Origin of the sequence: Pseudomonas lini (assembly GCF_030812475.1) — a bacterium.
Classification (GTDB): Bacteria; Pseudomonadota; Gammaproteobacteria; order Pseudomonadales; family Pseudomonadaceae; genus Aquipseudomonas; species Aquipseudomonas lini_A.
In genome coordinates this window covers 107,499-119,514 of sequence record NZ_JAUSSR010000004.1, presented here as the reverse complement: position 1 = coordinate 119,514, position 12,016 = coordinate 107,499, and the positions used below count along the sequence as shown (strand labels likewise).

Here is a 12,016-nt window from a genome sequence, read left to right as displayed (position 1 = left end):
CATTGAGCCGTCAGGGCTGCAATTGCTCCACCAGTTGGGGTGTCACGTAGTGCGGGCCGTCGAACAGGTACAGCCGATAGCCGTCATACGCCGCAAGCTGCGTCTTGAGCTCGGCCGCCGTCGCGGAGCGGAACCCGCCGCCGAAGTTGGGGCGAAAGGCTTCGACGATGATCCGTACACGCTCCTTGCCCAGACGGTCGGCCAAGGCGTCGGCATAGGTTCGGGCCACCGGGGCCGTGCGCGCATAGACGCCGACGCCGTCCTGGAAGAATACGCCGATGTCATTCGGCAGCCATTGCTTGAGCCAGTCCGCAGTGGCAGCAGGACCAATGTTGGCGCCGTCGTAGACACTGATCCACAGCGGTCGCGGCAGCTTGGCCAACAGCGCCGGCAGTTCCTTGGCGCGGGTCCAGCTGGGGTCGACTTCGGCCGGGAAATACCAGCCGGTGACGTGCAGTGGCGTCGGCAACCTGGCGATGCGTTCCGAGACCGCCGCCAGTTGCTCGATGTTGTCCCGTGAACGGTTCTCGCTGAAATAACCGGCCAGCCCGAGGATGACATCCTGGGCCCAGGGTGCCTTGGCGATGCGCGCCCAATCGGGCAGGACGGGGACGCCGGGCAAGCCGCTGTCGGGAACGAATGCCTGATCGTCGACCACGGTCCACTGCACCAACAGCTCACGGGCGCCCAGTTTTTCCCAATTGCCGCTGATGCCGACCGTCTTGTTGTCTGGCTGCCAGACGATGCCGACGATCCCCGGTTCCAGGGCCTTGGTAGTCATCACGTAGAGCATGCCGACACCCGCGCCGAGGATGACGGCGAGCGACAGGGCCGCAACGGTTGCACGACTGGCGGTGTAGCGGAAGATTCTCACTGCAGTGCCTTGTCGATGCGCCGATGCCATTGGCTCAGCGGGGTGACGCCTTTTGCATTCCAGTTGGCGGTTGCATCAGGACCCAGGTGGAACTGGCCTTCATTGAATTGCCAGACGATGACTTGCGGCTTGTGTTGCGCAAACTCCGGCGACTCCAGGTATTGCAGCAGCGTAGCCCACGGGCCGACATCGCCGGGGTTCCAGGTCAGCGCGACGGGACGGTCCAAGGCATTGGACAGCTTCTGGGTAAACCCCAGGTACGGCTGGACAAAGCTGTTGCCGATCACTCGCACCGGGGTGGGCGCATCATCGATCAGCAGGTCTTGCTCTGCCTGATGGCGAACGGTGTAGATGTCGCGACCAATCACCTTGCGCTTGATCGCTGGCAGGAAGTTGCTGGCCAGGTCGCCGAACGCACGCCGGTCGAACCACTGGCCCAGTACCGCGCCGCCGCCAGTTTCACCCGACAGGCGATACCGCTCGGAGATCAATTGCGCCGTGGCATCGGCGGTGTTTTCGGCGCTCCAGGCTGTCCAGTGGTAATCGGCGCGGTAAAACGCAGTTTGCCGGCCTTGCTCGGTGCGTTGCAGGATCGGCTTGATGTTCAGCGTGGTCAGGCCCGCTTGGGTCAGGTCGCCCTGCAAGTGGTCGTAGCGCTGCATGACGGCGGCGCTCAAGGGCTGATCGGCGGGCAGGCGCCCGGCATAGAATGGCGCCTTCATCGGCACCACCAGCACGATCAACCCGATGTGTTGGCGCGCAAGTTGTCGCTGGAGTTGTTCCACCAGCGCAATGTTGCGGGTCGTGCCGGGGTTATCGACCTTGCTCAGGCTTTCCCAGGCCGGGAACAACCAGCCGCCATCGCCGGTGATCACCGCCGATGCCGCGTGCACGCCGGTGCCCGACAAGCCCAGCAGCAGGCTGGCGACGATGCCGGGAAACGACAAACGATGGATAAAGCGCAGCGGTTCGAATGAGAGGATCATGGTGCAGCCTGGTCGACAAGGCCAATCAAACGTGGCGCCTGAGGGGAACCGATCAGAAACAGGCTATAGCGATCACCGGCCTTGAAGGGCGCCAGTTTCATCGGCAGGCCGCGGTGCTGGTTGCAGCTGGCAACCAAGGTCGCCTGCACCGGGTTGATCGTGCGCTGGACTTGTCCGTTGAATGGCACCTGCTTGAATACCGGGGCGCCATTGGCCAGCTGGATCTCGGCCTGCTCACAGCCGTTGCTCAGGTTATAAAAGTTGAGTTCGGCGCGCAGGTCTTTTCCGCGTAGTGGCGGATCGATGACCAGGCGTGGGGCCCGTGCCGGGTTGCTGTCGAGAATCAGCGTGACCCAGGCGCCTTTGGGTGCGCTCAGGCCTTTGATCTCGCGACCATTGACGGTCACGTCAATCGGCTGTTGCGAGTCCACGACCTGGAAAGGGCTGGCCACCTCGGCCTGGGCGGAAAGGGCCAGGGTCGCGCCTTGGCTTACCCGAACCTGTACGGAATTTTCGCCGGGATTGACCACCCGTACCCAGGCTGAGCCTTCGGGCAGCGATGGCGCGTACAGCCGGGCGATTTCCGGGGCGGCTTGTGCCCCGGTCGAGACCAGGCCAAGACCCAGCCACAAAAAAACGCTAACGTTCATGTCAGTCCTCAATAGGAATAAGTCAGGCGCGCGAACACGCCTTTGGCGCGCTCGTCGCCAAGCACTTTCACGCGGTACTGCAGGGAAAAGTCCACATAGGAGCGGGGGGCGTTGTAGGTGTCTTCGCGGAACCAGTAGCGTACGTTGTTACCGATCCCGAGGCCTCCAGCCTTGCCGGACGATGTGTCCGTACTGCCGTCCGCTGCGGTCTCGCTGTGCATCTTGGAGTCGTAGTCGAACGCGGCCACGACATGGGGGAAGCTCACCCAGCGCGAACCCGTGCCGCCGATGGCGTAGCTGCGACCCACCTGCCATTCGCTGTTGAAGTAATCGCGTGAGTCGTTGATGTAATGGCCGGCCTCGGCGAACAGCTGCGAAGTCCACCAACTGGCGGTATCCACCCGCAGGTCGGTGCCGACGCTGGAACCGTATCCCAGGCGCACCAGCCAGTCGCCATCGACGTCCGACGATCCCAGGGGGAATGTGCGTTCCACGGCGGCCATCACGTTCAGCGCCGTGAACGGTTTGACCCGAATGCCGACGGCGCCTTGCAGGGCGTCCAGACCGGTGTCCGAATCGCTGTTCTTGCTCCACAGGGTGTCGGTGACGCGTCCGTAGAGTTCGACAAAGCGAGCGTTGCGATAACCCAGGGGACGCCAGGACAATTCGGTGCTGTTCTGCAGGCTGTCATTGCTGTTGCTGCCGCTGGTCGGGGCTGAACTCAGGCCACTGCTGGAACTGTTGCCCCGATAACTGGTGGTGCTGGTCAGGCCCCAGGTGCGCGACACATCGGCAACTGCGCGACGGGTGTCAAACAGCTGTTGTGCCGGCATCTCGAGTTCACCGGCACCTTGCGCGTCGATCACACGCTTGAAGTAGCTGACAGCTTGCTCGTCGTCATTGACCCGCATCGCGGTGTAGGCGGCGTCCTGGGTTGCCGTCGGCGTGAGCCGGGTATCGGCGTCGGCTTTGCGGAAGGACGCGTGGGCCGCGTCATCATCGCCGGCCTGGACCGACAGATAAGCGATCTGCAGCTCGCTCATGGACTCCAGTTCGCCAGTGTCCCGCGCTTGTTGCAGCCGTTCACGCGCGGTTCGGCGTTGGCCGATGGCGGCGTACAGACTGGCTTCTTCGTAAGCGGGCAGGCTGCCCAAGGCCAGGGCCCGGGTGAAGTCCTGGCGTGCCCCGGCATCATCACCGGATTGCTGACGCAGGCGGCCGCGCTGGGCCAGCAGCCGGGCGTCATCGCCCGTGATCCTCAGGCCTTCGCTGGCCGCGGCGATGGCTTCAGGCATGCGTTTCTGTTCGCTCAGGGCGCTGACCAGCAGTCGCCGGTACGCCGGATTGCGCGGTGCGCGGGCGATGGCTTGATTCGCCAGGGCCACCGCTGTCGCAGCGTCCTTGCGGGCCAGGGCCGCGTAGGCCTGGCCGGCCAGGTCGGTGCCGCCGTCGCGCTGGTTGCCCGGCCAGATATCACACACCAGGCCGAAGGCTGTTTCCTGACAGTTCAAGGCCGGTGCCGGAACATCGGCAACCGTGTCCACTCCATTGTTTTTCTGTCGCAGCGCCATTCGGGCGGCGGTTCGCCGACGGGCCACTTCGCCGCTGTCATCGTCGGCCAATGGCTGCAGATGCTCGAGCGCCTGCTGTGGCTCGCCATGGGCCAGTGCGGCGTCGGCGGCGAAGAAACGCAGGTCACGAATTTCCGATTCCAGCAGGCCATCGATGGCCAGGGCATGCTTCAGATCCGCTTCGGCTGCGACGGTGTGGCCCTGACGATCAAGGGCATAGCTGCGCAGAATCCACGGCGCGATTTCGCCATCGTCCTGTGCCAATGCTCCCGACGCGGCCTGTTCGGCGCCGGGATAGTCCCTGGCGGCGAGCAGGGCACTGATCAGCAGTTGCTGATTGGCGCCTATTTCCGGCGCCCAGGCCACGGCTTTCCTGGCCTGGTCCACGGCAATCGACGCCTGGCCTTGCTCCAGGGCGCGATAGGCCTGAACCGCCAGCGGTGCCGCCAATTGACGACGAATCGCTTCACGGCGCATCAACAATGTGTCGTCGTCCGGGAACATGGCCAGGGCCTGGGTGGTGGCTTGATCCGCTGCCAGCAGATCGGGTTGGCGCTGCAAGGATTCGATCAACAGCAGCCGGTAATCCATGCGCCCGGGTGCCTGTGCAACGGCTTGACGTGCGGCCTGGGCAGCGAGGCCGAAGTCATCGTGATCATAGGCCTTGAAGGCCCGGGCCGCGGCACCGAAGCCCGGCGCCTGGCGGGACTGCGGATAGCGTTTGGGATGATCACGCAGGTCCTTGTCGCGCTGTGCCAGCCCGATCAGCGTGTTCAGGCGGGTGATGTCGGCCCGCTGGCGCAAGGCTTCGCGGGCCTTGGCGATGGCCAGGTCGTAATCTTTGCGCTCATAGGCGCTGTACGCTTCGTTGGCGGCGACATAGGCCGGGCCGGTCAACGGCAGCGGCAGCGTTTCGCCATGAACGAACCCGGGCATCAGGCTCAGCCCCGTGGCCATGAGGGTCAGGAAGGGGCGGTTCATGCCGGAAGCTCCTCGGGATAGTGGCTGTGCTGACGCGCGACGGCCTTTTCGATGGTGGCGCGAGGCAACACGCCGCTGTCGACCAGGTAGTCGCCGATGCGGCCGTGATATTGCGGGCGGTACTGCAGCATGGTGCGGCTGAACACGTCGCGATCCATCAGGCCCATTTCGATCAGCAGGTCGCCCAGCAGTGGTGCTCCGGCGTCGGGAACCGACTGGCCTTCGCGCACTTTCAGATGACGCAATCGCGCGACGATTTCGCTTTCCCGGGCAATCAGCTGCACCGGCACGCTGCCCAACTCATCGCTGACCTGTCGCAGACCTTCGGCCGGCAGCGGGTTGGCCACGGCCACTTGCGCATGGCCCTGGGCATTCAAGCCCAGCGGCACCACGCGCCAGCGCAGGGCAAATTCATCGTCCAGCTTCAGCGTCGAGTCCCGTGCCTTGGCCGCTACGTCGAACACTCGCGGCAAGTCGTTCTGGAAGGCGATGGCTTCGGCCAGGGTTTCGTCGTCCAGCCAACCGTTGCTGAGTAGAATCCGCCCCAACGGCATGTGCCGGGTTTTCTGTTCGGCCAGCGCGCTTTGCAGGTCGGCGTCGTTGATCGCCCGCCAGGACAGCAGTACGCTGCCCAGCTTGCGCGGTGCGGCAGCGATCAGATCGGTGGACGGAAAGTCGTGCATGGTCTTGTCCCAGACCAGCTTGCGGTTGAGCACCTTGCCCACCAGGAACATGCGCCAGGCGCGGGACGCGGCCATGAAGTTGACGAAATTGCCCACGACCATCCGCGGGATGGACAGCAAGCCATGCTGCCAGCCGTACAGCACGGTGGTGAAATAACAGCGGTGCGCGATCCGCCAGGCCAGGGCGATACCGTTGGCCAGCAACAGGTACGCGATAAAACCATTGCTTTCGAAGGGCGTCGGGAAACTCACGTCCCACAGGCCGCTCTGGCGCAGGATGATCAGGCCCAGCAACTGCACCAGGATGAGATAGGCGATGATGCTGACGAACGCCGTCACCAGGCCTTTGCGATCACGAAACAGCAGATACCGGTCTGCCAGCGAGCCGCTCCAGCCCATTTGCTCCCAACCTTGCAGACCGATGCCCAGGGTCCAGCGCGCTTTCTGGCGGAACGCGGTGCGGAAGGTGTCCGGGAAAAATCCGCGCACGCACAACGGCATTTTCAGGGTCGATTCGTAAGGCTTGCGGAACCATGACTTGCGCAACACCCGAAACTGCACCGGGAACTGCACGAAGATCGCGTTAATGCCGACCTTGGCCAGGCGCGCACCGACGTCGTAGTCCTCGGTCAGGCTGTCGGTGTTGAACGGCTGGTTCCGGTTTTTTCCGGCCAGCACGCGCAGGGCTCGATGGGAAAAACAGGTGCCGACACCGGCCGATGGCACGGTGTCGGTCATGCTTTCACGCACCACCAGATCCTTGCCGTGCCATTCGGCGAATTCGTCCATGTAGGTGCCGGCCACCCACTCGTACCAGTTGCGTTCCAGTGACACCACCGGCAGCTGGATCATGTCCTTGCGTGGCAGCAGATAGTTGAACAGGCGCAACTCCATCGGGTGCAGCACGTCTTCGCTGTCGTGCATCACCACGCCGGCGAAGGTCATGCCATGGGTTTGCTCATGGAGGAAGATGGCCTGGATCACCCAATTCAGGCAGTCGGCCTTGCAGGTCGGGCCGGCGTGCGGCACTTCCACCCGGTGCAGCTGCTTGTAGCGCCGGCGCATGCGCTCCACTTCATCGATGGTGCGCTGGTCGTTGATGTAAGTGCCGACGAAGACCACATAGTTCTGGTAATCCAGGGTCGACACCATGTTCTCGATCATCGGTGCGATCACGTCATATTCCAGCCAGGCCGGGACCATGATCGCCAGGGGCTGTTCATCCCGGGCCAGCAACTGCTCGGCCGTCAACGGCCGGTATTTACGCTCCGCGGTGAGTTTGCGGAACAGGCGGCGCGACCAGTACCACAGGTCGATGAACAGATCGTCCAGGCCTGAGATCAGGATCAGCACCGCGACCACAATGGTCGAGATCTCCAGGAAGCTGTAGTAGTGGGCCAGCCAATAGGGCCAATAAAGCGAGGTCATCGAAGGGTTCCGTTACGGGCGATTGCGACGGGCGTTACGGCCGGCCAGCAACAGGATGAGAACCAGGAGGATGCCGCCGGGAATCAGCCACAACCACGACGGTTTACGCCAGGCGTCCAGCCCCTTGGGCTCTTCGTTGTCGATCAGTTGGCTGCCGCTCGGGTCCTGAGTGTCGAAGGTGGTCAGCGCACCCTTGTCACCGAGGATGGCCACGTCGCCCCGGGTCAGCAGAATCTGCCGGGCGAAGCTCGGTGCGTCGGCGCCCAGGGCGCGATAGACCAGACCGTGCTGGCCGCCGGCTTCCACCACTTGCAACGAGGCCAGGTGGTTGAGCGGATGCACGTCCAGCAGCACCTGCTCCTTGTGATTGATGCGCAGGCGACCCTGCTCATCGACCTGCACCGATTCCTTGCTGTCCTTGATCGGCAGTTCGAAGGCAAGGAAGGCCTTGTCCGGCGTGACCGAAACCTTTGGGTCGGCACTGACGTTCAGTTGTGCCCGCAGCGGTGAAACGCCGGCGGCATCGGCCACCGAGATCACCTGTGGCAAGCTGCTTGCCGGGTGCTCGAGGTAGGCTTGTGGCACGAGGATCTGCGTGTCCATGGCAAAGCGCGCGGCCATGCCGGAGAAGTCGTTATCCAGCGCGGTTTTTTCCAGCACGATGTGGCTGGTGGGCAACACCGAGACCGGGAAGGCCTGGGGTGTTTCCAGGCAGCGGTCGCTGACCGGCTGGCGCTGGAACGACACCCGCAACACGTTCTTCGAGCCCAGGGCGTAGCGCGGGATAGACGCTTCGATACGCTGCTTTTCCCCATTGGCCGCCAGCTGTTGCGCGCCAATCAGATAATCGTTGAGAAACAGCGAGGCCACCGGCGCGGTGTCCGAGGCGCCAGGCGCGGCAGACACATCGATCACCGCCTTGACCGGCAGGCGACCGTCATAGGCCACGCTGCCCAAGGGGAACGAAGTGCTCCAGTCGGACTTGGCCAGCACGTCGATGGCGCCAGGGTTGCCACCAAGGCGCGACAAGGCTACGCGACCGTCGACGCTCAACGGCAGCTGTGCTTCGCTGACGGTCAATTGGCGGCTGCGGGCCAAGGTGTTCCAGGCTGAACTGAACAGTGCCAGCGCCTTGCCGGTGGCCTGGGGCGCGATCATCAGTACCGGGCGTGTCCCAAGCAGTGCCAGGCGCACGTTGTCTGTGCCGGTGGCGGCCAGGCCTGCATTGATATGCCGCTCACGCCATTGCGTGAAGGCGTTGGCTGCCGTGGCGTCGAGCCCCTGGATCTGGCGCTGTAGCGCGTCCAGGGACTCATTGACGGCCTTGAGCAGTTGCGGATCGTTGACGGCCAGGTCCGCCTGGACGTTCGGCGTCTGCCCCAGCATCAACAGCGCGCCGATTTGCGCCGGGTCCGTCAGAGCGTGCGCGCCTTTGCCGTTGAGGCCGGCGAACGCCGGAATCGCCAGCAGTTCAGCGGGGATGCGCAGGCCGCTCAGGTCGACGCTGTCTTGCAGGGCAGGGAAGGGCAGGATGCGGCTGTGCTTGCCAATCCGCTCCAGGGCCACACCCAGGCGCCAGGCCGCGTCGTAGCTGTCGGCGGACAGGGTGCCCGGTGCGACCATGATCCCCGGCTTGCCCGGCAATGCGGTCCAGGCTGCGCCAACGTCCTGCAGCTGGCTGGCGTCGTAGCTGTAATTGAGGCGGGTGTCGGGTTCGATACGCAGTACGTTGCCGATGGCGCGTTCGTCTTCGCACAGCACTCGGGACACGATCGACGACCAGGCAATGCCCAGGCGCAGCGAGCCGTTGTCCCGCGCTTGCTTGTCCACACCCAAGGTCGCGCTGGTGTCGCCCTGGACTTCGCTGAGCCCTTGGGCGCGTACCGGGTAGCCGTCCAGCGACAGCAGCAACGTATTGCGGCCGCCCTCGCCATTGAGGTAACTGGCGTCGAAATTCAGCGTGGCGTCCGTCAACGGCACACCGGCGGGCACCGGCAGGTAAAGTTCACGTCGGGAATCGGTGGAGCCGAGGATGATCGGTGCGTCGATCCCCAGGTCGCTCAAGCGGATCTCGCGTTCCTGCCGGGTATCGGCGTTGAGCCGGTTGATCGCCTGGGTGAGCGGGCTTTCCGCCGCCAGGGCAAAGGCGGGCATGAGCGCAAGCAGGCTCACGCCACAGGCAAGGGCGCTGAGCGCACCCGTATTGAGGGCAACGAAAGACTTCATTCAGGCAGATCTCGAGCAGGTAGGAGAGGGCGGTCGGGTTACAGAAAGGTGAACACCGAGTGATTTTTTTACGGTACGGCACGGGCGTGTTGCCGCTGGCCGGGCGGACGATTCGCGGCAAACTCATCGACCGGTCGCCCCAACAGGGCGTCGACGATGCGGGCACTGGCCTTGCCATCGCCGTAAGGGTTGGCCGTCTGCGCCGTCCGGCGCCATAACAGATCGTCATCGAACAGCGCGTTGACCCCCTGGATGATCGAATCCGGAGCGGTCCCGACCAGCCGCACAGTACCCGCGGCCACGGCTTCCGGGCGCTCGGTGACATCGCGCATCACCAGCACCGGTTTGCCCAGGGAGGGCGCTTCTTCCTGCACGCCACCGGAGTCGGTGAGAATCACGTGGGCACGCTGCATCAGGCGCACGAACGCCAGGTAGTCCAGGGGTTCGATCAAGTGCACGTTGCGCAAATCACCCAGTTGTTCGGTTACCGGGCCCAGCACATTGGGGTTCAGATGCACCGGATAGACGATCTGGATGTCCGTACGCCGGGCCAGATGGCGCAAGGCCTTGCAGATATCCAGGAAGCCGTCGCCGAAGTTTTCCCGACGATGGCCGGTCACCAGCAATACCTTGCGGCCGGGTTGCAGGAACGAAAACTGCCGGTCCAGGCTGTCCCGCAGAGCAGGGTCGTGGTCGATGCGTCTTGCCGTCATTTGCAAAGCGTCGATCACGGTGTTGCCGGTCACCAGAGTCTTCCCTTGCAGGCATTCACCCAGCAGGTTGTCGCGGGACTCACAGGTTGGCGCAAACAGCAGATCCGCCCCCAGGTCGATGCAGCGCCGGTTCATTTCCTCCGGCCACGGGCTGTAGATATCACCGGTACGCAAGCCGGCTTCGACGTGGCCCACGGGAATGCGCCGGTGAAAGGACGCCATCGCCGCGACCATGGCCGAGGTCGTATCGCCATGCACCAGCACCCGATCCGGACGGGTCATTTCCAGCACCGGGTCGATCGCCGCGTATAGCGCCGCGGTCAGCGAGTTCAGGGTCTGCTTCGGGGTCATGACATCAAGGGTGTAATCGGCCTTCAAGTCGAACAGATCCAGTACCTGTTTGAGCATGCTTTGGTGTTGGCCAGTGATGCAGATCTGCGAATGAATGCCGGGGTGCGCAGCAAGCGCCTTGACCAGGGGCGCCATCTTGATGGCTTCCGGGCGCGTGCCGAAAATCGAGAGGATCCTGATCGGTGAATGATGGCGAACGATGATGCCTTCCTTGCGCAGTTCTAGTGCGCCGCATAGGAGTCGAACCAGGCATGATTTCGTCCTGGATCAACTTGCGATAGTTGAGAGTGTAAGGGTCGGAGTGATACGAGAGTGACTTGCCGATCACTCAAAGTTAGAGGGCAAGTTGCGTGACTGTCCGAAAGCGGCGCGATTATTAACATCAATGGCGATAAGGGCAAAGGTTATATGAAGTTTTTTTATTAATTTAATAACTGAAACTTTTCGAGATATTGTGGGTCGCGAATAATCGTTCTGGATTTCCAGATATTACTGCAGGTTATTAACATTATTCATTGATTTGTAACGATATTATATTTTACCTCTATTCATCGATTCGGATGAATTTCTCGCGTTTAATCTTGTCGTTCGAAATTTATCAGGCAGTGCCAATAGGTCATAAGAATGGCGCCTGTATATTGTCATGGTATGTGATGCAGGTCTTGGAAGTTGTTTGGGCGATGATGAAAAGTTCCATCTAAAGATGGGGTATGTTCACAATCCGCTGTTTAGCAGTTTGAGATACTCGGGACGTTCGGAAATTGAATTATGTCCGACACCTGGTATGACCCGTAGCGTTGCCACGCCATCGGCGAAGTGTCGGTAGAGGCGCTCGGTACTGGAACGCGGTATCACTTCGTCGTGCTCGGCTGCAATCAACAACGTCGGTACTGTGATATGAGCGGCGTATTTCCAGGAGTCGAAGCTGTCCTTGAGCAGCCACTTCACCGGAAACATCGGGTACAGCCTGGCCCCGAGTTCTGCGAGGCTGTTGTACGGCGTGATCAGCACCAGGCGCGCCGCCGGCCGTTGGCTGGCGAGGCGCACGGCGACCCCCGAGCCCAGGCTGCGACCGACCACGGCGATATTCGGGTGCGTGGCATAGACCTGGTCGAACAGGGCCACGGCATCGCGCTGGATCGCCTCTTCGCAGGGCGAGCCGGAACTGCCGCCGTAGCCCCGGTAGTGCATCAGGTACAGCGCATGATCGGGGAAGGCCTGGGCGAACCCGGGCAAGTTGCGGGACACGTCCTCGGCATTGCCGCCGAAATAGATCAACGCCTTGGCGCCGTCCCGGGGGCGCACAGTGACCAGTACCTGCGCGTCGTCGACCGACAAGGTGAGCAATGCTGCCGAGGCGTCGAGGGCGCGCGGTTGCGGGAAGTAGATGAGCGCGCGCTGGAATACGAACAGCGCCACACAGAGCACCAGGTACAACGCTGCGACGATGACGAGGAGAGACATCAGGATGCGCGACATTCGGCTAACGTTAGTGGGCGGCATTGACTGCTCTGGGCCTGAAGGCTGCTATCGCCTGATAGCGCTCAGAGTGT

8 protein-coding genes are annotated in these 12,016 nt (G+C 62.8%); all 8 read right to left on the bottom strand.

The window, feature by feature from the left end; genetic code table 11:
• Positions 1 to 10: 10 nt before the first annotated feature.
• Complete coding sequence (locus J2W17_RS09325) at positions 11 to 904, bottom strand: hypothetical protein (protein WP_373459968.1); 894 nt, start codon at positions 902 to 904, stop codon at positions 11 to 13.
• Positions 871 to 1,860, bottom strand: coding sequence for an alginate O-acetyltransferase AlgX-related protein (locus J2W17_RS09320; protein WP_307332741.1), 990 nt, complete (start codon positions 1,858 to 1,860; stop codon positions 871 to 873). The genes J2W17_RS09325 and J2W17_RS09320 overlap by 34 nt, the downstream gene beginning before the upstream one ends.
• Complete coding sequence (locus J2W17_RS09315; protein WP_307332738.1) at positions 1,857 to 2,510, bottom strand: alginate O-acetyltransferase AlgF; 654 nt, start codon at positions 2,508 to 2,510, stop codon at positions 1,857 to 1,859. Before J2W17_RS09315 ends, J2W17_RS09320 begins: the two co-directional genes overlap by 4 nt.
• Positions 2,511 to 2,518: 8 nt before the next feature.
• A complete protein-coding gene (locus J2W17_RS09310) occupies positions 2,519 to 5,062 on the bottom strand; it encodes an NfrA family protein (protein WP_307332735.1) in 2,544 nt (847 codons plus the stop codon).
• Complete coding sequence (locus tag J2W17_RS09305; RefSeq protein ID WP_307332733.1) at positions 5,059 to 7,173, bottom strand: glycosyl transferase family protein; 2,115 nt, start codon at positions 7,171 to 7,173, stop codon at positions 5,059 to 5,061. The genes J2W17_RS09310 and J2W17_RS09305 overlap by 4 nt, the downstream gene beginning before the upstream one ends.
• A 12-nt stretch (positions 7,174 to 7,185) precedes the next feature.
• The gene (locus J2W17_RS09300) at positions 7,186 to 9,399 is read right to left on the bottom strand and encodes a hypothetical protein (RefSeq protein ID WP_307332730.1); all 2,214 of its coding nucleotides are present in this window, start codon (positions 9,397 to 9,399) and stop codon (positions 7,186 to 7,188) included.
• Positions 9,400 to 9,467: 68 nt separating this feature from the next.
• Entirely contained in the window at positions 9,468 to 10,643 is a 1,176-nt protein-coding gene (wecB, locus tag J2W17_RS09295; protein ID WP_307333331.1) for a non-hydrolyzing UDP-N-acetylglucosamine 2-epimerase, read from the bottom strand.
• 534 nt (positions 10,644 to 11,177) lie between these two features.
• The gene (locus J2W17_RS09290) at positions 11,178 to 11,966 is read right to left on the bottom strand and encodes an alpha/beta hydrolase (RefSeq protein ID WP_307332725.1); all 789 of its coding nucleotides are present in this window, start codon (positions 11,964 to 11,966) and stop codon (positions 11,178 to 11,180) included.
• Positions 11,967 to 12,016 lie beyond the last annotated feature (50 nt).